This is a genomic window from Pseudoxanthomonas koreensis (assembly GCF_041890415.1).
GTDB classification, from domain to species: Bacteria; Pseudomonadota; Gammaproteobacteria; order Xanthomonadales; family Xanthomonadaceae; genus Pseudoxanthomonas; species Pseudoxanthomonas koreensis_A.
On record NZ_CP169056.1, the window covers coordinates 1,705,925 to 1,727,921 of the forward strand.

A 21,997-nucleotide genomic window follows, 5' to 3' on the forward strand; every position below is an offset into this window, starting at 1 on the left:
GCTCACAGCACGCCCTTGGTGGAGGGCAACACGTTGCCCTCGATGCGGATCGCCTGGCGCAGGGTCCTGGCCAGCGCCTTGAAGCTGGCTTCGACCTTGTGGTGGTCGTTGTCGCCGGTGACGGTGATGTGCAGGTTCATGCCCGCCGCATCGCACAGCGAGCGGAAGAAATGCTGAACCAGTTCGGTGGGCATGTCCCCCACCCGCTCGCGGCTGAAGCTGCCTTCGAACACCAGGTAGGGCCGGCCGCTGAAATCCAGCGCCGCGCTGGCGCAGGTCTCGTCCATCGGCAGGGTGAAACCGTAGCGGCCGATGCCGCGCTTGTCGCCCAGCGCCTCGCGCAGCGCCTGGCCCAGCGCCAGGGCGGTGTCCTCGATGGTGTGGTGCTCGTCGATGTGCAGATCGCCGTCGGTGCGGATCTTCAGTTCGAAGCCGCCGTGCTTGCCGATCTGGTCGAGCATGTGGTCGTAGAACGACAGCCCGGTGTGGACCTGCGGGTCGGCCACCCGGTCCAGGTCCACCTCGACCCGGATCCGGGTCTCGCGGGTATTGCGCTCCACTACCGCCCGGCGCGGCGCGGCAACCAGTTCGTGGGCGATGCCGGCCCAATCCCATTCACCGCCGAACTGCGCGGTCTTGAGCTGGAACGCGCGGATGCCCAGGTTGGCGGCGAACTCATTGTCGGTGGGACGATCGCCGACCATCGCCGAGCGCTTCCAGTCGATGCCGCGGTCCTGGATGTAGGGCAGCACCAGACCGATGCCGGGCTTGCGCGTGGGCTTGTTCTCGTGCGGCCAGCTGCAGTCGATCAGCACGTCGCGGAAGCTGATGCCCTGGCTCTGGAATACCTGCATCATCAGCTCGTGCGGGCCGTCGAAACTGGCTTGCGGATAGCCCTCCGTGCCCAGCCCGTCCTGGTTGGAGACCATCACGAACTGCCAGCCGGCATCGCGCAGGCGCAGCAGCGCCGGGATCACGCCGGGGACGAAGCGCAGCTTCGCGTAGGCGTCGATCTGGAAATCTTCCGGCTCCTCGATCAGGGTGCCGTCGCGGTCGACGAACAGGATGGGAGTGCTCATGCGATGGTTTCCTTCGCGCCCAGTGCAGCCAGGACGCGGTCGTTCTCTTCGGGGGTGCCCACGGTGATGCGCAGTGCATCGTGGAGTTGCGGTGCGGCGCGCTGGTCGCGGACCACCACGCCGGCGGCCAGTAGCCGCTCGAACGCGGTGCCGGCATCGGCCAGGCGCACCAGCAGGTAGTTGCCGTCGGACGGGTAGACCCGGGTCACGCCGTCCATGGCCGCCAGCGCGGTGGCCAGGCGCGCGCGCTCGCTTCGGACCTGCTCGACACCTGCTGCGGTCCGGGCCAGGGCCTCGGGCGACAGCCCCGCGGTGGCCAGCTGCGCGCACGGCGTGGGCACCGGATACGGGGCCTGGCAGGCACGCAGCACCCGCACCAGCGCCGGATCGGCCACCAGCACCCCGATCCGCGCGGCCGCCAGTGCGTGCGCCTTGGACAAGGTCCGCAGCACGGCGAGGTTGCGATGCGCTTCCATCAGGCTGATCGCCGACGGCTGCGCGGAGAATTCGCCATAGGCTTCGTCCACCACCACCAGCGCGCGGCCTTCCAGGCGTGCGGCCAGGGCGGCGATGCCGTCCAGCGGCACGCTGGCGCCGGTCGGGTTGGAAGGCGAGCACAGGAACACCAGCTTGGCCGCACCGCGCTCGGCGGCAGCGGCCACGGCCTCGAGGTCGGCGCTGAAGCCGGCCGGCCCGTCGACCAGGGGCACTTCCAGCAGCGGTGCATTCTGCAGGCGGGCACTGACCGCATACATGCCGAACACCGGCGGCGTGCTCAGCACCGCGTCGCGGCCGGGCGTGCACAGCACCCGCACCAGCAGGTCGATGGCCTCGTCGCTGCCACGTCCGATCAGCAGCTGTTCCTGGCTGCAGGCATAGACCCGGGCCAGCGCCTCGCGCAGGCCCGGTGGCTGCGGATCCGGATAGCGGCGGCTGCTGCCGGCCGTGTCGGCTGGATTGGCCCACGGGCTTTCGTTGGCGTTGAGCCATACCTCGCCGCGCACGTCGCAGGTGCGCGCAGAGGCGTAGCCGCCGAAGCCGCGCAGATCCTCGCGCACCAGCGACAGCAGCGGGTCGCTCGCCGCCGGTCCAGGCGCGTTCATGCCGAGGCTTCCTGCATGCGCAGCACCACTGCATTGGCGTGTGCATCCAGTTGCTCGGCGCGGGCCAGGGTCACCGCGCAGGCACCGATGGCGAGCAGGCCTTCGCGGCTGGCGGCCTGCACGCTGACCGCATTCTGGAAGCTGCCCACGCTCACCCCGCTCCATGCCCGGGCCGCGCCATTGGTCGGCAACACGTGGTTGGTGCCACTGCAGTAATCGCCCAGTGCCTCCGGGGTCCAGTCGCCGAGGAATACCGAGCCGGCCGCCTCCACCCGCTCCAGCCAGGCGCGCGGCTCGCGCAGGGCCAGGATCAGGTGCTCGGGCGCGTAGTCGTTGCTGATCGCAAACGCTTCCTCCAGCGACTCCACCCGGATCAGGCGCGACGCCGACAGCGCCTTGCGCGCGATCTCCACGCGCGGCAGCGCGGCCAGCTGCACCGCCAGTTCCTGTTCCACCTGGTCGATCAGCGCTGCACTGTCGGACAGCAGCAGCACCTGGGAATCGGGGCCGTGTTCGGCCTGTGACAGCAGGTCGGCGGCGACGAAGGCCGGGTTTGCGCCCTGGTCGGCGATCACCAGCACTTCGGACGGACCGGCCGGCATGTCGATGGCCGCCGCACCGCCCTGCACCACCTGGCGCTTGGCCTCGTCCACGTAACTGTTGCCCGGGCCGAAGATCTTGTCGACCTTGGGCACGCTGGCGGTGCCGTAGGCCAGCGCGGCCACGGCCTGGGCGCCACCGAGCTTGAATACCCGGCCGACGCCGGCCAGGCGCGCGGCCACCAGCACCGCCGGATCGGCGCTGCCATCGGCGCGCGGCGGCGTGCACACCACCACCTCGCGGCAGCCGGCCAGGCGCGCGGGCACGCACAGCATCAATGCGGTGGACGGCAACGGCGCGCTGCCGGCGGGCACGTACAGCCCCACCCGCGGCACCGGCCGGATCATGCGCTCGCAGCGCACGCCCGGCGCGGTATCGACCACATAGCCCTGGCTCATGCCGGCGCGGTGGAAGGCCTCGATCCGCTGCATCGCCTCGACCATGGCCTGGCGCAGTTCCGGTGCCACCGCGGCCTCGGCGGCGGCGAATTCGGCGGCATCGACTTCGAAACGCTGCAGTTCCACCCGGTCAAAGCGCGCGGTCAGCGCGCGCAGCGCTTCGTCGCCATGCTCGCGCACGGCATCGAGCACGCTGGCCACGGCGCGGCGCGTGTCCTGGGCCACGGCCTGCACCGGGCGGGTCAGCGCACGGGCGCGGGCGCCGGCATCCAGCGCGCTCCATTCCAGTCGGTTCCAGGCGGCGACATCCCCGGCGGCGGCAGCGTTCATGCCAGCGACCTCTCCACGGTCAACACCATCAACCCGCGCGCACCTGCGCGCTCCAGGTCCTCCAGTTGCTGCCAGCTCACCGTGCCCTCGCACATGGTCTGCAGGGCCAGGGTGCCGTTGCCGCCGGGCCGGCCCTGGTCGGGCACGACCACCAGCGGGCCAGCATCCTGCAGCAACTGCTCCAGTGCGGGCAGCGCTTCGCGCGCGGCGTTGAACATCAGCAGCTTGCGGTCCTTGAGCTGGAGCACGCCGTCCACCCGCCGCAGCAGCATCTGCGCCAGGCCGGCACGGGCATCATCGAAACTGCCTGCCGGACCGGCCAGCACCGCCTCGCTGTCGAGCAGGTTTTCCACCGGCTTGAGCTGGTTGGCGACCAGGGTGGCGCCGCTGGAGACCAGGTCGCAGATCAGTTCGGCCGTGCCCAGGCGCGGGGCGATCTCGACCGAGCCGGACAGTTCCACCACCTGCGCGTCGATGCCCTCGCGCGCCAGCCACTGGCCGAGGATGGCCGGGTAGCTGGTGGCGATGCGCAGGCCCTTGTCCTTGATCTGCCCGGGTCCGGTCCAGTCCCAGTCCTCCGGCACCGCCAGCATCAGCCGGCACTGGCCGAAGCCAAGCCCGCGCAACTCGCGGTAGGCCGGCGCCAGGCCGTTGCGCAGGCGCGTGCCGGCCTGCTCCTCCAGTTCGTTGCGGCCGACCACGCCCAGGTCGCAGACGCCATCGGCGATCAAGCCGGGGATGTCGTCGTCACGAACCAGCAGCAGGTCCACCGGCAGCGTTTCGCCGTAGCAGAACAGCTTGTCGCGGCTTTCGCGCCAGCTCAGGCCGCAGGCCGCCAGCAGCTTGCGTGCCGGCTCGGCCAGGCGGCCGCTCTTCTGGATGGCGATGCGCAGGCGGTCGCGGGTGGCGGTGCCCAGGGTAAGCGTCATGATGCGTTTCTCGCGCTGGCGGTACGGGAGCGGCGGCGCAGGGCCAGCGCATAACCACCGGTGCCGCGCTCCAGCGTGCGCGCAACCCGGCCAATGGTGGTGACGCTGACCTGGGTCAGCTCATGGATCTCTCGGTACGGCACGCCCTGCTCCAGCAACGGCACCACCCGCCAGCGGTCGCTCATCGCTTCCAGTTCGGCGGGGGTGCACAGGTCTTCCAGGAAGGCACGCACGTGGCCGGGCTCGCGCAGCGCGGCCAGGGCCTGGGCCAGCAGCTCCAGCTTGCGCTCCTCGCTCGGGTTGTCGTCGCCGCGGCGTTTCATGCCGATCCAGTACTGCCAATGTATTAACGTGCTATCACATTGGAACAGAGCCGGGCCACCATGGTCAAGCACGCGCTGCCGGCCGCAGTGCCCTGCACGGGCTGGCGCTGGCGCAGGATTACTGGCTTGGATCGTGGCCGGGGCCGCTCCTGCAGGACGCGAACCCGTGCCAATCGCGTGCCCCGGCGTGCCCCGGCGTGCCCCGGCATACACGGGCACGCGCCGGGGCCTGGTGCCGCGCTAGCGTCCGGCCAGGGCCCGGGCCTGCTCCAGCTCCACCCGCAGGGTGCCGGCCAGTTCATCGCGCGGTACCTCGAACTGCTGCTCGCGCGCCAGGTCCTTGACCGCGACCACGCCGCGCGCCAGCTCGTCCTCGCCGGCCAGCACCACGAACCGGATGCCGGCGCGCGCGGCGTACTGGAACTGCTTGGCGACCTTGCGCGCCTCCATCTGCACTTCGGTGTTGATGCCGCCTGCGCGCAGATGGCGGGCAAGGTCCAGGGCCTGGTCCAGCCGCGCCTCATCCATCAGCGCCACCATCGCCTGCACGCTGCTCTCGGCGATGCCCGCGATCAGGCCGGCCTCGCGCAATTGCCAGAACAGCCGGGTCAGGCCGATGGAGATGCCCACGCCGGGCAACTTCGACTTCGTGTAGTGGCTGGCCAGGTCCTCGTAGCGGCCGCCGGAGCAGATCGAGCCGATTTCCGGGTGCTCGACCAGCTGGGTCTCGTAGACGGTACCGGTGTAGTAGTCCAGGCCGCGGGCGATGGAGAAGTTGAGGCAGTAGGCCGACTCGGGCACGCCCAGCGCCTTGACCAGGGCCAGCACGTCGCGCAGCTCGGCGGCACCGGCGCGCAGGGCGTCGTTGGCGGCATCGCCGGCCTGGGCAAGGACCGCGTCGATCCGGGCCAGGGCATCGGCGTGCGAGGTCGAACGCACCGCCACGAACTCCAGGATCCGGGCCACGGACGTCGCCGGCAGGCCGAACTCCGGGCCGGCCAGGGTGTCGCGCACGTAGTCGGCGCCGCGCTTGTCGATCTTGTCCACCTCGCGCAGCACCAGCGCCTGCTGCTGCGGGTCGTCCACGCCCTGGGCCTGGAAGAACCCGCGCATCAGCTTGCGGTTGTTCACCTGCACCCGGAATGCGCCGATCCCCAGCTCGGAGAACACCGAGTGGATCACCGCCAGCACCTCGGCGTCATAACGGATGCTCAGGGTGTCCTTGCCGATCACGTCGATGTCGCACTGGTAGAACTCGCGGAAGCGCCCGCGCTGGGCGCGCTCGCCGCGGTATACCCGCTGCACCTGGTAACGGCGGAACGGGAAGGTCAGCGCGTGTTCGTGCTCGGCCACGTAGCGCGCCAGCGGCACGGTCAGGTCGAAGCGCAGGGCCAGTTCCGGCAGCGCGGCAGCCTCGCCCTCGTCCCTGCCCGACCCGGCCGCGGCGGCCGCATTGGCCAGGGCGCCGGTGGACTGGACGAAATACACCTGGCGCTCGGTCTCGCCGCCGGTCTTGGTCAGCAGCACCTCGGACAGTTCGAACACCGGCGTTTCCACCGGCAGGAAGCCGAAGCGCTCGTAGTTGCGGCGGATGACGTCGAGCATGCGCTGGAAGGCGATCTGCTCGCGCGGCAGCAGCTCCATGATGCCGGGTGGGGTGCGGGGCTTGATCAAGCGGAAAACTCCTGCGTGACGCACGATCGGGAGCTGCGATTCTACCGCGCCGGGCGCGGCGGCCGCGCCCTCGGATGCGCGCGGCCGGCCTGCCACTTGCCGGTATCATGCGCAACTCTTTCGCCACCTGCCGCCCGCATGTCCTGGCCCCCATTCGACAGCCCCTGTCTGACGCCCCCACCCGCCGACAGCGGCCCGCTGGGGCCGTGCATGCATTGCAGGGTGCGCCACCTGGCGGTGTGCTCGGTGCTGGCCGGCGAGGAGGTCCAGGCACTGGACGCGCTGGCCGGTGCACAGGTACTGGCGCCCGGCACGGTGCTGGCGCGCCAGGGCGAGCCGCGGCGCCATGTGTACACGGTCACCCGCGGCGCGCTGCGCCTGGTGCGGCTGTCGGCCGGCGGCCGCCGCCAGGTCGCCGGCTTCGCCTTGCCCGGCGACTTCGTCGGCCTCAGCGGCGCGGCCGTGCACCAGCACGACATCGAGGCACTGGGCGAAACCGAACTGTGCCGCTTCGGGGTGGAGGCGATGCAGCGCCTGGGCACGCGCTTCCCGCACCTGCAACGCAAGCTGCTCGAGCGCGCATGCATGGAACTGGATTCGGCGCGCGACCAGCTGATGGCGCTGGCGCGCATGACTCCCACCGAGCGCATCGCCGACTTCCTGCTCAGGCTGGCCGCGCAGCAGGCACGCAGCGGAGAACCTGCCGCCTCGCTGGCCCTGCCGATGCCGCGCGCCGACATCGCCGACCACCTGGGCCTGACCGTGGAGACGGTCAGCCGCTGCCTGACCACCCTGCGCACCCGCGGGTTGATCGCGCTGCCGGAAATCTACCGGGTCGAGATCCTCGATTTCGCCGGCCTGGAAGCGCTCAACCCGGCCTGAGCCGGCACCCGCTGCGCGGGTCAGGGGGCAGCCTGGAGGCGACCGTCCTGCAACCGCAACCGGCGCCAGGGCAGCGCATCGGGCACCGGGCCGTGGCTGATCAGCAGCAGGCTGCGTGCGCCCAGCGCGCGCTCCAGGTCCAGCAGCAAGGCGGCCGCAGCATCCACGTCCAGGCCCTCGGTGGGTTCGTCCAGCACCAGCAGCGGTGCAGGACGCAGCAGCGCGCGGGCCAATGCCAGCCGCCGTGCCTGCCCGGCCGACAGCAGCGCGCCACCCTCGCCCACCTCGCCGTCCAGCCCGCCGCACGCGCGCACCCGCCCGTCCAGGCCAAGCGCGGACAGCACCCGCCACATCGATGCCTCGTCCGCATCCGGGTGGCCCATGCGCAGGTTCTCGCGCACGCTGCCGGCGAATACCGGCGCGTCCTGCGGCATCCACGCCACCCGCGCATGCCAGTCGCCCTGGGCCACATCACGCAGGTCCACACCGCCCCAGCTCACCGTGCCCGCCGCTGGATCATGGATCCGCATCGCCAGCGCGGCCAGGGTGCTCTTGCCGCCGCCACTGTCGCCACCGATGGCCACCCGTTGACCCGGTGCAACGGCCAGTTCCACGCCGTCCAGCACGCGCCGGCCGCCGGGATGGGCGAACACCACGCCCTGCATGCACAACGTGTCCGTGCCCGGTACCGGCACCGGCCGCGCCGGATCGCGCACCGTCACCGGCTGTTCGACCACGGCGCGCAGGCGCCGGGCCGATGCCCGCCCGCCCTGCAGCGCTTGCCACGCCAGGCCCATGCCCGCCCACGTCTCCAGCAGCGCAAGGGTGAGGAACACCAGGGCAGCGGCATGCGCCGCTGGCACCTGGCCGCGATGCACGGCCGAGGCGGCCAGCGCGGTCATCGCCAGCAGCGCGGCCATGCCGCACAGCGCGTGCAGCAGGTCGGCAACCGCCAGCCGGCGCCGACGCTGGCGGCCGCTGGCGGCCAGTGCAGCGGCTGCCGTATCCACGCGACCAGCCCAACGCCCGCTGGCCGCCATCGCCGCCAACTCGGTGGCGCCCTCGATGCCTTCGTGCACGCGCATGCGCAACCTGGCCTGCAACGCGGCGTGCCGGCGCTCGCGCGCACGCCCGCGCCACGCGGCCACGGCCGGCACGCCGCCGCCCACCGCCAGCGCCGCCACAGCCAGCAGCAAGCCGGCGCGCAGGTCGACCCATGCGGCCCATCCGATTCCCAGCAGGCCCGCCCCGGCCATGGCCGCCAGCGGACCGAGCGCGCGCACGAACAGTCCATCGACGCGGCCGATGTCGTCCATCAGCCGGGCCAGCAGCTCACCGGTGCGCAGCACGCCCAGTCGCGCCGGCGCCAGCGGCAGCGCCCGCCGGAAGAACCAGCCGCGCAGGTCGCGTGCAACCCGCAAGGTCGCGTCGTGCCCGGCCAGTTTTTCCGCATAACGCGATGCGATGCGCGCCAGCGCCAGCGCACGCACCCCTGCCGATGGCGAAAAATAGTTGAAGCCGGCGGCCGTGCCGGCGGCCAGCGCGGCGGCAGTGATGAAGCCGCCAGCCAGGCCAAGCAGGGCAATGCCGGCCAGCATCGTCGCCAGCAGCAACGCCGCGGCGGCAAGCATGCGTGTGCGATGGCGGGCGAATACCGCGCGCAGTCCGTCGTCGGGCAACTGCTTCACCGGCCCCCTCCTTCGGCCGCATGCACCGCGCCGCCGGGCAACTCCAGGCAGCGACCGGCCCAGCGCATCACCGCCGGGCTGTGGGTGGCGACCAGCACCGCGCGTCCGGCGGCGTAGGCGGACAGCGCCTCCAGCAGCGCCATCTCGGTTTCGGCATCAAGGAAGGCGGTGGGCTCATCGAGCAACAGCAGGTGCGGGTTGCCCAGCAGCGCACGCGCCAGCCCGACCCGGCGCGCCTCGCCGCCGGACAGGCCGAAGCCGCGCTCGCCGATCACCGTGTCCAGCCCTTGTGGCAGGCCCTGCGCGAAACGCATCACCTGGGCGGTCCGCGCAGCCGCCAGCAGCCGTTCGGGATCGGCAACTTGATCGGCATTGGCGCAGGCCAGCCGCAGGTTGTCGGCGAGGCTGCCATGGAACAGGTACGGACGCTGCCCGGCATGGGCCACGATGGCTCCGGGCCGAAGCTCGACAGTACCCTGCGCCGGCTGCAGCCAGCCGGCGACTGCCTCCAGCAAGGTGCTCTTGCCGCAGCCACTGGGCCCGACCAGTGCCAGCCGGTCGCCCGGCGCCAGGGCGAAGGACACCGGCGCGAACAACGGGTCCGCACCCGGTGCCACTCGCAGCGCGAGGTCGCGCACCTGCAGCAGCGGGGACGCGGCACCGGCATCGGGGGCGACGCGACGAGGGCGTCCACTGCTTGCCCGGTCCGGCAGGCGGTCGCCGGCATCGGCGCGGTCGCCGGCAGCGGCCACTTCCGCGCCGCTGGCCGGGCTGTTGCCAGTCTGCGCAGCACCGGGCACGTGCACGGGTGCGGCGTGCGCACGCGGCGATGGCAAGGCGCCGGGCAGTTCGCCCAGCGCCGATTCGATCTCGGCCGCGGCGGCCAGGGCCGCGGCGCGGTCGTGGTAATGCGCGGCCAGGCGCCGCAGCGGCGCAAAGAACTCCGGCGCCAGCAGCAGGCAGAACAGGCCGGCACCAAGCTCCGGTGCGGCATCGCCGAGCAGGCCCAGGTAGCCCAGGCCGAAGTACAGCGCCACCGCCGCCACGCTGAGCGATGCGAAGAACTCCAGCACGGTCGATGACAGGAACGCGATGCGCAACACGCGCATGCTGCGTTCGCGCACGCCTTCGGCCGCCGCCACGATGCCGTCCAGTTCCGCCGGCCCGCGCCCGTACAGGCGGATCAGGCCCAGGCCCTTGAGCCGGTCGGCGAAGTGCCCGCCCATGCGCGCCAGCTCGGCCAGTTGCTCGCGGCTGGCGGCTTCGGCACCCATTCCCACCAGCGCCATGAACAACGGCACCAGCGGCGCAGCCACCAGCAGGACCAAGGCCGGCAACCAGTCCACGGCAAACACCGCCAGCACCAGCACCGGCGGCACCCAGGCCACTTCGGCGCGCACCGGCAGGTAGCCGGCGCAGAAACCATCGAGTGCGTCCACGTGGGCAAGCGGCAGTTCGCCCAGGGCGCCACTGCGGCGGGCGCGCAACCAGCGCGGGCCGCGGGCCTGGAGCTGGCGGTACAGGCGGGCGCGCAGTTCCAGCTTGGCCGCCTCGGCCACCTCGCCTGCCGCGTCCCGGGCCACCCAGCCAAGCAACGCCCGCACCAGCAACACCACCGCCAGCAGCGCAAACCAGCCGCTCCAGCGCAGCGGCGGATCGGCATCCACCAGCACGCCCTGCAGCAGCACGGCCAGTGCCCAGGCCTGCGGCAGCAACAACCATCCTGCCGCCACGGTACACACCGCGGCCAGCCGCCGGCGGCCTCGCGCAGCGGCGGTGAGCGACAACAGCCATTGCTGGCGACGCTTGCGCAGCACGCGCTCCTGCGCCGGGGCGGCCGGATGTTCGGTTTCGATGATGTCGGCCAATCCGTGCCCGGCGGGAACTGAAGTGGCGGCCATTGTAGGCAGCGGGCACGACACCGTCGTGGCGCAGTGCGCGCCGGAGCATCGGCTCAGGGATGCAGGCTGCGCTGCCGGCGGGTCACGGCTGCCGGGTATCGCCGTCGGTGCTGCGCACCGGTGCCGGCACCCCGGGTCGGGGCTGCGGGACCTTCGCCGCAGCCGGCGGCCGTCCACTCGCGTCCTGGCCGGCGACGGCGAGCGCGCGCCGCTCCAGCGCCCGCAGCACGGTCAGCACCACCAGGGTCAGCAGGGTGACCGCCAGCGCCAGCACGTAGTAGCCAAAACCCACGGTGATGCCGATGGCCGCCACCGTCAGCAGCGAAGCGGCAGTGGTGATGCCTTCCACACCGTGACCGTTGCGGCTGGCGAAGATGGTGCCGGCACCGATGAAGGAAATACCGGCCACCACCGCCTCCACCAGGCGCAGCGGATCGATCCGCAGGCCGGTGCCAGCGTAGTGCGCGTCCTCCAGCACCATCGTGCTCAGGCCCAGCAGCAACGCGGCCGTGCCCGCCACCAGCATGTGCGTGCGGAATCCGGCTGGGCGGTCCTTGAGCTCGCGTTCCAGGCCGATGGCACCGCCCAGCGCCATCGCATACAGCACGCCGGGCAGCACCCGGAGTTGTTCGATCCATTCCATGCCGGCACGATGGCGCAGGCGTCGCCCAGGCGCCGTGAAGACGCCCAGCCATGGTGGTCGCCGGCAAGGCCGGCTCCTGCCTGCAGCGGCCGATGAACGTGACACGGCGTGGTGCGATGCCTGCTGACGGGAAGTCAAGGAGGAGGCTGCGGCCGCAGGCCGCAGCCGGGGGACATGAGCGGCAGCAGGCATCGTGCCGCACCGCCGCGATCAACCTCCCGCCTCGCTGCATCCCGACGGCAAGGTGGTGCACATCCCCGCCCCGGGTACAGAGCCACAAAAAAGCGGGCCGCTTGCGCGGCCCGCTCGACGTGACGGCTGGCAGGAACTGGCAGGCTCAGGAACGCACCGGCACCAGGGTGATCTCGACCCGGCGGTTGGCCGCGCGGCCGGCCTCGGTGTCGTTGCTGGCCACCGGATGACGCTTGCCGGCACCGATGGTGATGAAGCGCTGCGGGTTCAGGCCCTGCGCGACCAGGTACTGGGTGACCGCGTTGGCACGCTGTTCGGACAGGCGCTGGTTGACCTCGTCGCTGCCCACGCTGTCGGTATGGCCGGCGACCTCGACCACGGTCTGGTCGTATTCCTTCATCACCCCGGCCACGTTGTTGAGCACCGGATAGAACTCGGACGCCAGGTTGGAACTGTTGAAGGCGAAGGTGATGTTGCCGGGCATGTTGAGGGTGATGTTGTCGCCGGTGCGGCTGACATCCACCCCGGTGCCCTGCAGCCTGTCGCGCAGCGCCGCCTGCTGGCGGTCCTGGTAGGCGCCCACCGCGCCACCGGCCAGGCCACCGACGCCGGCACCGATCAGGGCGTGCTGGCGGCGCTCCACCGCGCTGTCGCCGGTCAGCAGGCCGGCGGCCACGCCGATGCCGGCGCCGATCAGGGCGTTGCGACTGGTCCGGTTCATCTGCTGCTGGCCGGTGTAGGGGTCGGTCGTCTGGCAGCCGGCGACCACCATGGTGGCCATGGCAATGGCCAGCAGCATCGGGGCCTGCTGGCGGGTCTGCTTGCGGATATTCATGACACGCTCCTTTGCATGGACGGGCCGCTGCACGCCGCAGCGGCCACGGACGCCCGGATGCTACGTCGCCATGCGTGAACGCCGGATGTTGCCCGCCCGGAGCTACTCGAACACCCCGACCGCGTCGTGGCTGAGGTTGTCGAAACGGGTGTACTCGCCGAAGAACTTCAGCTTGACCGACCCGGTCGGGCCGTTTCGCTGCTTGCCGATGATCACCTCGGCCAGGCCCTTGTCGGGCGAGTTCTCGCGGTTGTAGTAGTCGTCGCGGTAGATGAACACGATCACGTCCGCGTCCTGCTCGATGGCGCCGGACTCGCGCAGGTCGGCCATCACCGGGCGCTTGTCGGTGCGCGTTTCCAGCGAGCGGTTGAGCTGGGACAGCGCGACCACCGGCACGTTGAGCTCCTTGGCCAGGGCCTTGAGCGAGCGGCTGATCTCGGAGATCTCGGTGGCGCGGTTCTCGCTGTTGCCCGGCACCTGCATCAGCTGCAGGTAGTCGATCACGATCAGGCCCAGGCCATGCTCGCGCTTGAGCCGCCGCGCCTTGGAGCGCAGCACGTCCGGGGAGAGCGCCGGGGTATCGTCGATGAAGATCCGGGCGTCGCGCAGCAGCTTGATCGCGCTGGTCACCCGGCTCCAGTCCTCGTCCTCGAGCTGGCCGGTGCGCAGGCGGGTGGCGTTGACCCGCCCGATCGACGAGATCAGGCGCAGGGCCAGCTGGGAGGCGGACATTTCCATCGAGAACACCGCCACCGGCTTCTTCGACTTCATCGCCGCGTACTCGGCCATGTTCAGCGCCAGGGTGGTCTTGCCCATGGCCGGGCGCGCGGCAAGGATGATCAGGTCGGTCGGCTGCAGGCCGGCGGTCATCTCGTCGAAATCGGTATAGCCGGTGGCCAGCCCGGTGACGCCGCCGCCGCTGTTGTAGCGGCTCTGCAGCACCTCGAAGGCTTCGGTCAGGGCGCGGTTGACCGGGGTGAAATCCTGGCGCCCGCGCGAGCCGGCCTCGGCGATGGCGAACACTTCCTGCTCGGCCTTGGCCAGCAGCGCGGCGCTGTCGCGCCCTTCGGGCTGGAAGCCGTCGTTGACGATGCCGGTGCCGATCTCGATCAGCTGGCGCAACACCGCCTTGTCGCGCACGATCTCGGCATAGGCGCGGATGTTGGCTGCCGAGGGCGTGGTGGTGGCCAGCTCGACCAGGTACGCGCCGCCGCCGATCTGTTCGGAAAACCCCTGCGAGTCGAACCACTCGCCCAGGGTCACCGCGTCGAACGGGCGGCTCTTCTCGGCCAGCTCGCGGATGGCGCGGTAGATGAGCAGGTGGTCGCGCCGGTAGAAGTCGCCTTCCACCAGGATGTCGCCGACGCTGTCATAGGCCTCCGGCGCCAGCATCAACCCGCCCAGCACTGCCTGCTCGGCCTCCACCGAGTGCGGTGGCACCCGGAGCTGTTCGATGCGGGCCTCGCTGCTGCGGTCGTTGCGGAAGCCGGGGCGGGCGGACATGGGCGAAACTCCAGCGGTAGCGTCGGGCGCGGCCGGGCGCGGGCCGGCGAGCCATCCTAGGGATGCCGGCGGCGCGGCGCCACGCACAACCCTGTGCATAACCGGTGGGCATCTCACCGGAGGCGACAGTCGGCAACCCCGGAAATGCCGAGGGCGCCCTGGGGCGCCCTCGACGGTACAGCGTGCAGGTGAGCGCTCAGGCTTCCTGCTCAACCACCACCTTGACCGTGGTCTGCACGTCGGTGTGCAGTTGCAGTTGCACCTCGAACTCGCCCACGTGGCGGATCGGGCCATCGACCATCACCACCTCGCTCTTTTCCACCGGCAGGCCGGCGGCAACGAAGGCATCGGCGATGTCGCGCGGGCCGACCGAGCCATACAGCTTGCCTTCGGTGGAGGCGTTGGCCTTGACCGTGACGCTGGCATCCTCGAAGCGGGCCAGGCGGCCATTGGCCTCGTCGAGCTGGGCCTTGGCCTTGGCCTCGTAGTCGGCGCGCTTGGCCTCGAACTCGGCCAGGTTGGCGGCCGTTGCCGGCGCGGCCTTGCCCTGCGGGACCAGGAAGTTGCGGCCATAGCCTGGCTTGACGGTGACCTTGTCACCCAGGTTGCCCAGGTTGGTCACCTTCTGCAGAAGGATCAGTTCCATCGTATTGCTCCTTTATCCGTTAGCGACGCCATGCAAGGCGCCGCAACGATCGCTGTCCGGATTGGACGTCAGATGTCGTGGTTGTCGGTGTACGGGATCAGGGCCAGGAAGCGCGCGCGCTTGACCGCGGTCGACAGCTGGCGCTGGTAGCGCGACTTGGTGCCGGTGACGCGGCTGGGGACGATCTTGCCGTTCTCGGTGAGGTACTGGCGCAGGGTGTTGAGATCCTTGTAGTCGATCTCCTTGACACCCTCGGCGGTGAACTTGCAGAACTTGCGACGGCGGAAGAACTTGGACATGTGGGTATTCCTCAGGCTGCTTCGGCGTCGGCGTTGTTGCCGTCGGTATCGGTGTCGGCATCGGCGGAGGCGGAGCTGCCTTCGCCATCCTCGTCGCGACGGCGGCGCTCGCTACGCTCGGGCTTGTCGCTCTTCTCGTCCTTGCTCTTCATGATCAGCGACTGCTCGGTATCCGGGCCGTCGCGACGGATGACCAGGTGGCGCAGGATCGCGTCGTTGAAGCGGAACGTCTCGACCAGCTCGTCCAGCACGGCCTGGTCGGTTTCCACGTTGAACAGCACGTAGTGGGCCTTGACCAGGTTCTGGATCGGATAGGCCAGCTGGCGGCGGCCCCAGTCTTCCAGGCGGTGGACGGTGCCCTGGCCATTCTCGATCGCCGTCTTGTAGCGTTCGATCATGGCCGGCACCTGCTCGCTCTGGTCCGGGTGGACCAGGAACACGATTTCGTAATGGCGCATTGTCATTCCTCGTGGATGAGGCCCTGTGCGGGCCTGGCAGCCCCCCGTCGACCGGAACGGAAGCGGTGGGGCAAGGGTTCCCACGCCAGGCAACGGCGCAGGAAGCCGGAAAGTATGCCGGGCGGCGGACCCGGGTGCAAATGGGCCGGTCGGGAGGCTCAGCCCCCGGCCGCGCCGCGCCTGCGCTGCGTGATCCAGGCCTGGATGTGGGCCTCCAGGGTTTCCAGCGGCACCGAGCCGGTTTCCAGCACCGCGTCGTGGAAGGCGCGCAGGTCGAAGGCCGGCCCCAGCTCGCGCGCGGCCTGCTCGCGCAGCTGCGAGATCTTCAGCTGGCCGATCTTGTAGGCCAGGGCCTGCCCCGGCCAGGCGATGTAGCGGTCGATCTCGTTGACCACGTCCTGTTCGGTCTTGGGCGCGTTGTCCATGAAGTAGTCGATCGCCTGCTGCCTGCTCCAGCCCTTGGCATGCATGCCGGTGTCCACCACCAGGCGCACCGCGCGCCACATGTCGTAGGCCAGCTGGCCCATGCGGTCGTAGGGGTCCGCGTACAGGCCCATGTCGTAGCCCAGGCGTTCGGCGTACAGGCCCCAGCCCTCGCCGTAGGCCACGAAGTAGGCGGTGCGGCGGAACAGCGGCAGGTCCGGCAGCTCGGCGCCACGGGCGAACTGGAAATGGTGGCCGGGCACGGCCTCGTGCAGGGTCAGGGCCAGCATTTCCCACTTCGGCCGGGTCTGCGGCTTGTACAGGTTGACGTAGTAGTAGCCGGCGCGGCTGCCGTCCACGGCGCCGGGTTGGTAGTAGGCGGTGGTGGTGTCCGGGGCGATGGTGTCCGGGATCGGGCGCACCCCGTAGGGCAGCCGCGGGATGGTGCCGAATACCTTCACCAGCTCCGGGTCGACCCGCTTGGACATGGCCTGGTAGGCCTCCAGCAGTTGCGCCGGCTCCTGGTAGAAGAACTTCGGGTCGCTGCGCAGGTGCTCGAAGAATGCGTGCAGGTCGCCCTCGAAGCCGACCTCGCGGCGCACCTGCTCCATCTCGGCGCGGATCCGCGCCACCTCCTGCAGGCCGATTTCATGGATCCGCCCGGCGTCCAGGTCGGTGGTGGTGTACCAGCCAGCCAGGAAATCGTAGAAGGCCGGTCCGTCCGGCAGCTCGGTGACCGCGATGCCGGCCCGGGCCTGCGGCAGGTACTGCTGCTCGAAGAACCGCCCGAACGCGCGATAGGCCGGGACCACCCGCTCGGCGATGGCCGCGCGCGCCTGCTTCCGCAGCGCCTCCTGTTCGGCGGCCGGAATCGAAGCGGGCATGTCGCGCAACGGCTTGTAGAACGGGCTGGCGGCCGGGTCGTCCACCAGTTGCGCGCGGATCTGCGCCGGCACCCGCTGCATCAGCACCTTCGGCGGCATGCTGCCGGCCTCCATGCCGGCCCGCATCAGCGTCGTGGTCTGCTCCAGCAGCAGCGGCAGCGCCTGCAACCGCGCGATCCAGTTGCGGTAGTCCTGCGCATCGGCAAACGGCAGCAGCTCGGCGATGCCATCGGCGGTCTGCACCCCGCCCTGGTGGCCCACCGGCTGCAGGTGCTCGCCGAAGCGCTGGCGCTGCACCGCCCGTTCCTGCAACCAGGCAAAGGTGTCGTAGTTGAGCTGGTCGGCGGGCGACAGCACGGCCCGGTCGATCCGCCGCAAGGCGGCCAGCGCCTCACGCTCGGCGGCGTGGCGCCGGGCGATGGCGGCCAGGCTCATGTCGGCCCAGCGGTCGTCGAAACGGTGGTCGCCCTGGTAGGCCGCATTCTCTGGGGATTCGCGCAGGCCCCGCTCCCACTCGGCATCGAACAGGCGGTGCAGCGCGGCGGCCGCATCGGCGCGGGCAGCGGACGCGGTGGCCGGCGCGGCCGCCGGCGCGCACAGCGCGGGAACCCAGCAGGCCGCCAGGACCATGGCAACGAGGGTACGGCGCATCGGAATCTCCCGCAGTGGCCAACGCGCAGCCTAGCGCGGACGCCCGCGGCACGGACCTGCCGGAAGTCCCGGCGGCCGGTCAGGTGGTGAAACTCTCCCCGCAGCCGCACTCGGCGGTGGCATTGGGATTGCGGAAGACGAAGGTCTCGCCCAGGCCCTGGCGGGCGAAGTCGATCTCGGTGCCATCCACCAGCGGCAGGCTCTTGGCGTCGACGAAGATGCGCACGCCGTCCTGTTCGAACACCGCATCGTCGGCGCGCCGGTCATGGGCCAGGTCGGCCACGTGGCCCCAGCCCGAACAGCCGGTGCGGGCCACGCCGAAGCGCAGGCCCAGGGCGGTGGTGTCGCGCTGCAGGAAGCGCTGCACGCGGTCCAGGGCGACGGGTGTGAGGGTGACGGCCATGCTGCGGGACCTCCACGGATGCAGGACAATTATAGGCGCGGACGGCGGCGGCCTGGTGCATGGGCGTGCGCCCCGCGCGCCGATGCACGGCCGCGCCGGCGCGGCCCGTCTCGCGCCCATGCGGCCGCAGCCGCTACACTTCCGCTCCCATATGGGCCCCACGCCAGAAGGATTCAAGCCATGACGTTGGTCAGCGTCGAACATGCGCTCGCGGGCAGGATCCCTGCCGGCGGCGAGGTCACGGTGCGCGGCTGGGTGCGTACCCGGCGCGACTCCAAGGCCGGGCTGAGCTTCGTCAACGTCAGCGATGGCTCCTGCTTCGCCGCGATCCAGGTGGTGGCGCCGTCCACCCTGGGCAATTACGAGTCGGAGGTCAGGCACCTGACTGCCGGCTGCTCGGTCATCGCCACCGGCACCCTGGTGCCTTCCCAGGGGCAGGGCCAGGCGTTCGAGATCCAGGCCTCGCAGGTGGAGGTGGTGGGCTGGGTGGACGACCCCCTCACCTACCCGATGCAGCCAAAGCAGCACTCGCTGGAGTACCTGCGCGAATTCGCCCACCTGCGCCCGCGCACCAACCTGTTCGGCGCGGTCACCCGCCTGCGCCACTGCCTGGCCCAGGCCGTGCACCGCTTCTTCCACGAGCGCGGCTTCTACTGGATCAGCACCCCGATCATCACCACCTCCGATGCCGAAGGCGCCGGCCAGATGTTCCGGGTCTCGACCCTGGACCTGGCCAACCTGCCGCGCACCAAGGACGGCGCGGTGGACTTCTCGCGCGACTTCTTCGGCAAGGAAACCTTCCTCACCGTGTCCGGGCAGCTCAACGTCGAGGCCCATTGCCTGGCACTGAGCAAGGTCTACACCTTCGGCCCCACCTTCCGTGCCGAGAACTCCAACACCACCCGGCACCTGGCCGAGTTCTGGATGATCGAACCGGAGATCGCCTTCGCCGACCTGGCCGCCGATGCGGACCTGGCCGAGGAGTTCCTCAAGTACCTGTTCCGCGCGGTGCTGGCCGAGCGCGCCGACGACATGGCCTTCATCGCCGAGCGCGTGCAGAAGGACGCGATCACCCGCCTCGAAGCCTTCGTCAACGCACCATTCGAGCGGATCGACTACACCGATGCGATCACCCTGCTGCAGAAGTCCGGCAGGAAGTTCGACTTCCCGGTCGAATGGGGCCTGGACCTGCAGACCGAGCACGAGCGCTGGCTGACCGAGGAACACGTCGGCCGCCCGGTGGTGGTGATGAACTACCCCGAGCACATCAAGGCGTTCTACATGCGCCTGAACGACGACGGCCGCACCGTGGCGGCGATGGACGTGCTGGCCCCGGGCATCGGCGAGATCATCGGCGGCAGCCAGCGCGAGGAGCGCCTGGACGTGCTCGACGCGCGCATGGCGCAGTTCGGGCTGGATCCGGAACACTACGGCTGGTACCGCGACTTCCGCCGCTACGGCGGGGTCCCGCATGCCGGCTTCGGCCTGGGCTTCGAGCGGCTGGTGGTCTACGTGTGCGGCCTGTCCAACATCCGCGATGCCATCGCCTACCCGCGCTCCCCGGGCAACGCGGAGTTCTAGCGGCATGATCCTGTTCTTCGCCTTGTGCTTCGTCGGCGTGGCCATCGCCGGGTTCACCGCGTTCGTGATCTTCTGGCCGCTGACCCTGGTCCACATCCGCGACCGGCACGCCGGCACCGATGCCGACTTCGGCCCTGGCGCATTCCTGGCACCGGCCGCCCTGCGCTGGCTGCTCACCGGCGGCTATCGCGCCACCGGGGACGGTTCGCTCAGCGGCCTGGCCACGCCGGCCCGGATCGCGCTGGTCACCATCATCACCGGCCTGTCCCTGGCCGGCCTGCTCTGGCTGGTGTCCGAGGTGGTGCTGTGAGCGCCGCCACCCCCACCTGGTGGCTGGCCGTGCTTGGCCACACCCTGCACTGGGCGCGCCTGGACGAGCGCGAGGCCGGCACCGCGCAGGTGTTCGACCACGACGGCCAGTACCACGCCTACGACAGCCTCGACACCGCACGCGCGATGCTGCTGGACGCCGGCTACGTCCAGTTCGACGGGCTGGACGAGGACGATGCCCTCGAACACGGCTTCTCCCTGGACGAGGTGGCACCGCCGCGCGCGCGCGGCGATGCCGAACTGGTCGCCCTGATGTCGATCAGCCTGGGCCGGCGGGCCTGAGCCGGTGTACCTGCCACGCGCCTTCGCCGAGGACGACCTTGCGGGGCTGGACTGGCTGCTGGCGCGCGACCCCTTCGTCACCCTGGTGAGCAGCGGCACGGACGGCCTGCCCTTCGCCTCGCACCTGCCGGTGCTGCATTCCCGCCAGGACGGCAGCGTGCTGCTGGAGGGCCACTGGGCCCGTCCCAATCCCCAGGCCGCCCATGCCGGCCCCGCGCTGGCCATCGTCCACGGCCCGCACCACTACATCTCGCCGGAGTGGTACCCGGACAAGGCGCAGGCCGCGCGGGTGCCGACCTGGAACTACGCGGTGGCCCACCTGTACGGAACCCTCGAGCCGTTTGACGACGAGGATGCGCTGGGCTCGATCGTCGAGCGCCTGGGCGTGCGTTTCGAAGCGCAGGTCGGCGGGTCATGGCGCTACGACCACGCCGATCCGCGCGAGCGCAGCCAGTTGCGCGGCATCGTCGGCTTCCGTTTCCAGGCCGGGCGCATCGAACTGAAGTTCAAGCTCAACCAGCACCATCCGGACGCCACCCTCGCCGGCGCGGTCGCCGGCCTGCAGCGCCAGCCAGGCGAGCGCGCCAGCGAGGTCGCCGCGCTGATGGCCGCGCGCCTGGCCGCGCGCGCGCCCGGCTGAAGCGCGGTGCGCGTGCCGCCATCCATTCCTCCCGTGACGATACCTCCATGCCACATACCCTCAACGAGCTGATCCGCCGCAACCGGGACTGGTCCGAACGCATCCGTGCCGAGAACCCGGACTTCTTCGCCCAGCTTTCCCAGCAGCAGGCACCCGAGTACCTGTGGATCGGCTGCTCCGATTCGCGGGTCCCGGCCAACCAGATCATCGACATGGCCCCGGGCGAGGTGTTCGTCCACCGCAACGTGGCCAACGTGGTGGTCCACACCGACCTCAACTGCCTGTCGGTGGTGCAGTACGCGATCGACGTGCTCAAGGTGAAGCACATCCTGGTGGTCGGCCACTACGGCTGCGGCGGCGTGCAGGCCGCGCTGACCGGGATGCGCCTGGGCCTGGTGGACAACTGGATCCGCCATGTGGGCGACGTGGCCGAGCGCCACAGCGGCTGCCTGCACGCCGCCGGCGATGCGCAGGCCCAGCACGCGCGCCTGTGCGAGCTCAACGCGCTGGAACAGGTGATCAACCTCAGCCGCACCACCATCGTGCGCGATGCCTGGGCGCGCGGGCAGCCGCTGGCGCTGCACGGCTGGGTCTACGGCCTCAGTGATGGCCGGGTCCACGACCTGGGCATCGACCTGGATTCACAGGACACCCTGAGCAGCCGCTACCAGTCCGCACTGGCGCGGATCTGCCAGGACGACCCGGCGCCCTGAGCGCCACGCCACATACGCGAGGATCCGCCATGTCCCTGCCCGTCCCGCTCAACCTGCAGGCCTGGATCGACGAGCACCGCCACCTGCTCAAGCCGCCGGTGGGCAACAAGTGCATCTACGACGGCGACTTCATCGTGATGGTGGTCGGCGGCCCCAACGCACGCACCGACTTCCACTGGGACGAGGGCCCGGAGTGGTTCTACCAGCTGGAAGGGGAAATGGTGCTGCGGGTGCAGGACAACCGCGACGGTGGCCCCGGTGCGGTACGCGACATCCCGATCCGCGCCGGCGAGATCTTCCTGCTGCCGGCGCGGGTGCCGCATTCGCCGCAGCGCATGCCCGGCAGCGTCGGCCTGGTGATCGAGCGCCGGCGCCTGGCGCACGAGGAGGATGGCCTGCTGTGGTACTGCGAGCGCTGCAACCACAAGCTGTACGAGGAATACTTCCACCTGCACGACATCGAGCAGGACCTGCCGCCGGTGTTCGAGCGCTTCTACCGCTCCACCGAGTCGCGCACGTGCGGCCAGTGCGGCCACCTCAACCCGCGCCCGGCGCGCTACGACGCCGATCCCGATTCGCTGGCCGACATCACCTGAGCCGATCCTGC

At 70.6% G+C, this 21,997-nt stretch carries 23 protein-coding genes; 7 read left to right on the top strand and 16 right to left on the bottom strand.

Features of this window, described 5'->3' with window-relative positions; genetic code table 11:
- Window positions 1-2: 2 nt before the first annotated feature.
- The 6 genes from hisB to hisS all read right to left on the bottom strand — a co-directional run bounded on the left by hisB (window position 3) and on the right by hisS (window position 6,436).
- Entirely contained in the window at window positions 3-1,079 is a 1,077-nt protein-coding gene (gene hisB, locus ACEJ41_RS07780; protein ID WP_374011725.1) for a bifunctional histidinol-phosphatase/imidazoleglycerol-phosphate dehydratase HisB, read from the bottom strand.
- Window positions 1,076-2,182 (bottom strand): histidinol-phosphate transaminase, encoded by a 1,107-nt coding sequence (gene hisC, locus ACEJ41_RS07785; RefSeq protein WP_374011726.1) that lies wholly within the window; start codon window positions 2,180-2,182, stop codon window positions 1,076-1,078. Before hisC ends, hisB begins: the two co-directional genes overlap by 4 nt.
- Window positions 2,179-3,510, bottom strand: a complete 1,332-nt coding sequence (gene hisD, locus ACEJ41_RS07790) for a histidinol dehydrogenase (protein WP_374011727.1) — start codon at window positions 3,508-3,510, stop codon at window positions 2,179-2,181. The genes hisC and hisD overlap by 4 nt, the downstream gene beginning before the upstream one ends.
- A complete protein-coding gene (gene hisG / locus ACEJ41_RS07795) occupies window positions 3,507-4,439 on the bottom strand; it encodes an ATP phosphoribosyltransferase (protein WP_374011728.1) in 933 nt (310 codons plus the stop codon). The genes hisD and hisG overlap by 4 nt, the downstream gene beginning before the upstream one ends.
- The gene (locus tag ACEJ41_RS07800) at window positions 4,436-4,762 is read right to left on the bottom strand and encodes a YerC/YecD family TrpR-related protein (RefSeq protein ID WP_374011729.1); all 327 of its coding nucleotides are present in this window, start codon (window positions 4,760-4,762) and stop codon (window positions 4,436-4,438) included. Before ACEJ41_RS07800 ends, hisG begins: the two co-directional genes overlap by 4 nt.
- A gap of 240 nt (window positions 4,763-5,002) precedes the next feature.
- A complete protein-coding gene (gene hisS, locus ACEJ41_RS07805; protein WP_374011730.1) occupies window positions 5,003-6,436 on the bottom strand; it encodes a histidine--tRNA ligase in 1,434 nt (477 codons plus the stop codon).
- 138 nt (window positions 6,437-6,574) lie between these two features.
- On the opposite strand from hisS, the gene ACEJ41_RS07810 reads away from it, so the two are divergent.
- Entirely contained in the window at window positions 6,575-7,318 is a 744-nt protein-coding gene (locus ACEJ41_RS07810; protein WP_374011731.1) for a Crp/Fnr family transcriptional regulator, read from the top strand.
- A 20-nt stretch (window positions 7,319-7,338) separates the two neighbouring features.
- On the opposite strand, the gene cydC is transcribed toward ACEJ41_RS07810, so the two are convergent.
- From cydC to ACEJ41_RS07860, 10 genes are all read right to left on the bottom strand, one after another.
- Complete coding sequence (gene cydC / locus ACEJ41_RS07815; RefSeq protein ID WP_374011732.1) at window positions 7,339-9,006, bottom strand: thiol reductant ABC exporter subunit CydC; 1,668 nt, start codon at window positions 9,004-9,006, stop codon at window positions 7,339-7,341.
- Window positions 9,003-10,907: a thiol reductant ABC exporter subunit CydD gene (cydD, locus tag ACEJ41_RS07820; protein WP_374011733.1), complete on the bottom strand. Its 1,905-nt coding sequence runs from the start codon at window positions 10,905-10,907 to the stop codon at window positions 9,003-9,005. The genes cydC and cydD overlap by 4 nt, the downstream gene beginning before the upstream one ends.
- Window positions 10,908-10,989: 82 nt before the next feature.
- Window positions 10,990-11,550 (bottom strand): MgtC/SapB family protein, encoded by a 561-nt coding sequence (locus ACEJ41_RS07825; RefSeq protein WP_374011734.1) that lies wholly within the window; start codon window positions 11,548-11,550, stop codon window positions 10,990-10,992.
- Window positions 11,551-11,887: 337 nt separating this feature from the next.
- Window positions 11,888-12,577, bottom strand: a complete 690-nt coding sequence (locus ACEJ41_RS07830) for an OmpA family protein (RefSeq protein ID WP_374011735.1) — start codon at window positions 12,575-12,577, stop codon at window positions 11,888-11,890.
- 102 nt (window positions 12,578-12,679) lie between these two features.
- Window positions 12,680-14,080, bottom strand: a complete 1,401-nt coding sequence (locus tag ACEJ41_RS07835; protein ID WP_374011736.1) for a replicative DNA helicase — start codon at window positions 14,078-14,080, stop codon at window positions 12,680-12,682.
- A 196-nt stretch (window positions 14,081-14,276) separates the two neighbouring features.
- Window positions 14,277-14,726: a 50S ribosomal protein L9 gene (rplI, locus tag ACEJ41_RS07840; RefSeq protein WP_374011737.1), complete on the bottom strand. Its 450-nt coding sequence runs from the start codon at window positions 14,724-14,726 to the stop codon at window positions 14,277-14,279.
- 68 nt (window positions 14,727-14,794) lie between these two features.
- Window positions 14,795-15,025 (bottom strand): 30S ribosomal protein S18, encoded by a 231-nt coding sequence (gene rpsR, locus ACEJ41_RS07845; RefSeq protein ID WP_374011738.1) that lies wholly within the window; start codon window positions 15,023-15,025, stop codon window positions 14,795-14,797.
- Between the two features lie 11 nt (window positions 15,026-15,036).
- Complete coding sequence (gene rpsF / locus ACEJ41_RS07850) at window positions 15,037-15,483, bottom strand: 30S ribosomal protein S6 (RefSeq protein ID WP_374011739.1); 447 nt, start codon at window positions 15,481-15,483, stop codon at window positions 15,037-15,039.
- Window positions 15,484-15,641: 158 nt separating this feature from the next.
- Window positions 15,642-17,441 carry a DUF885 family protein gene (locus ACEJ41_RS07855; protein WP_374011740.1) on the bottom strand — a complete coding sequence of 600 codons (1,800 nt, stop codon included), beginning with the start codon at window positions 17,439-17,441 and terminating at the stop codon, window positions 15,642-15,644.
- A 79-nt stretch (window positions 17,442-17,520) separates the two neighbouring features.
- Window positions 17,521-17,844 carry a HesB/IscA family protein gene (locus ACEJ41_RS07860; RefSeq protein ID WP_374011741.1) on the bottom strand — a complete coding sequence of 108 codons (324 nt, stop codon included), beginning with the start codon at window positions 17,842-17,844 and terminating at the stop codon, window positions 17,521-17,523.
- 180 nt (window positions 17,845-18,024) lie between these two features.
- On the opposite strand from ACEJ41_RS07860, the gene asnS reads away from it, so the two are divergent.
- From asnS to ACEJ41_RS07890, 6 genes are read left to right on the top strand one after another with little or no spacing between them, the layout of a single operon-like run.
- The gene (asnS, locus tag ACEJ41_RS07865) at window positions 18,025-19,425 is read left to right on the top strand and encodes an asparagine--tRNA ligase (protein WP_374011742.1); all 1,401 of its coding nucleotides are present in this window, start codon (window positions 18,025-18,027) and stop codon (window positions 19,423-19,425) included.
- Between the two features lie 4 nt (window positions 19,426-19,429).
- Window positions 19,430-19,735: a hypothetical protein gene (locus tag ACEJ41_RS07870; protein WP_374011743.1), complete on the top strand. Its 306-nt coding sequence runs from the start codon at window positions 19,430-19,432 to the stop codon at window positions 19,733-19,735.
- Window positions 19,732-20,037, top strand: a complete 306-nt coding sequence (locus tag ACEJ41_RS07875; protein ID WP_374011744.1) for a hypothetical protein — start codon at window positions 19,732-19,734, stop codon at window positions 20,035-20,037. The genes ACEJ41_RS07870 and ACEJ41_RS07875 overlap by 4 nt, the downstream gene beginning before the upstream one ends.
- 4 nt (window positions 20,038-20,041) lie before the next feature.
- Window positions 20,042-20,677 carry an FMN-binding negative transcriptional regulator gene (locus ACEJ41_RS07880; RefSeq protein WP_374011745.1) on the top strand — a complete coding sequence of 212 codons (636 nt, stop codon included), beginning with the start codon at window positions 20,042-20,044 and terminating at the stop codon, window positions 20,675-20,677.
- A 47-nt stretch (window positions 20,678-20,724) separates the two neighbouring features.
- The gene (gene can / locus ACEJ41_RS07885; RefSeq protein ID WP_374011746.1) at window positions 20,725-21,390 is read left to right on the top strand and encodes a carbonate dehydratase; all 666 of its coding nucleotides are present in this window, start codon (window positions 20,725-20,727) and stop codon (window positions 21,388-21,390) included.
- 29 nt (window positions 21,391-21,419) lie between these two features.
- A complete protein-coding gene (locus ACEJ41_RS07890) occupies window positions 21,420-21,986 on the top strand; it encodes a 3-hydroxyanthranilate 3,4-dioxygenase (RefSeq protein WP_374011747.1) in 567 nt (188 codons plus the stop codon).
- The last annotated feature ends 11 nt before the right edge of the window (window positions 21,987-21,997 follow it).

Bases quoted from the DNA above. Each gene is read 5' to 3' on its own strand.
- hisB (WP_374011725.1), bottom strand. From the start codon at position 1,079: ATGAGCACTCCCATCCTGTTCGTCGACCGCGACGGCACCCTGATCGAG.
- hisC (WP_374011726.1), bottom strand. From the start codon at position 2,182: ATGAACGCGCCTGGACCGGCGGCGAGCGACCCGCTGCTGTCGCTGGTG.
- hisD (WP_374011727.1), bottom strand. From the start codon at position 3,510: ATGAACGCTGCCGCCGCCGGGGATGTCGCCGCCTGGAACCGACTGGAA.
- hisG (WP_374011728.1), bottom strand. From the start codon at position 4,439: ATGACGCTTACCCTGGGCACCGCCACCCGCGACCGCCTGCGCATCGCC.
- ACEJ41_RS07800 (WP_374011729.1), bottom strand. From the start codon at position 4,762: ATGAAACGCCGCGGCGACGACAACCCGAGCGAGGAGCGCAAGCTGGAG.
- ACEJ41_RS07810 (WP_374011731.1), top strand. From the start codon at position 6,575: ATGTCCTGGCCCCCATTCGACAGCCCCTGTCTGACGCCCCCACCCGCC.
- cydD (WP_374011733.1), bottom strand. From the start codon at position 10,907: ATGGCCGCCACTTCAGTTCCCGCCGGGCACGGATTGGCCGACATCATC.
- ACEJ41_RS07825 (WP_374011734.1), bottom strand. From the start codon at position 11,550: ATGGAATGGATCGAACAACTCCGGGTGCTGCCCGGCGTGCTGTATGCG.
- ACEJ41_RS07830 (WP_374011735.1), bottom strand. From the start codon at position 12,577: ATGAATATCCGCAAGCAGACCCGCCAGCAGGCCCCGATGCTGCTGGCC.
- ACEJ41_RS07835 (WP_374011736.1), bottom strand. From the start codon at position 14,080: ATGTCCGCCCGCCCCGGCTTCCGCAACGACCGCAGCAGCGAGGCCCGC.
- rplI (WP_374011737.1), bottom strand. From the start codon at position 14,726: ATGGAACTGATCCTTCTGCAGAAGGTGACCAACCTGGGCAACCTGGGT.
- rpsR (WP_374011738.1), bottom strand. From the start codon at position 15,025: ATGTCCAAGTTCTTCCGCCGTCGCAAGTTCTGCAAGTTCACCGCCGAG.
- rpsF (WP_374011739.1), bottom strand. From the start codon at position 15,483: ATGCGCCATTACGAAATCGTGTTCCTGGTCCACCCGGACCAGAGCGAG.
- ACEJ41_RS07855 (WP_374011740.1), bottom strand. From the start codon at position 17,441: ATGCGCCGTACCCTCGTTGCCATGGTCCTGGCGGCCTGCTGGGTTCCC.
- ACEJ41_RS07860 (WP_374011741.1), bottom strand. From the start codon at position 17,844: ATGGCCGTCACCCTCACACCCGTCGCCCTGGACCGCGTGCAGCGCTTC.
- asnS (WP_374011742.1), top strand. From the start codon at position 18,025: ATGACGTTGGTCAGCGTCGAACATGCGCTCGCGGGCAGGATCCCTGCC.
- ACEJ41_RS07870 (WP_374011743.1), top strand. From the start codon at position 19,430: ATGATCCTGTTCTTCGCCTTGTGCTTCGTCGGCGTGGCCATCGCCGGG.
- can (WP_374011746.1), top strand. From the start codon at position 20,725: ATGCCACATACCCTCAACGAGCTGATCCGCCGCAACCGGGACTGGTCC.
- ACEJ41_RS07890 (WP_374011747.1), top strand. From the start codon at position 21,420: ATGTCCCTGCCCGTCCCGCTCAACCTGCAGGCCTGGATCGACGAGCAC.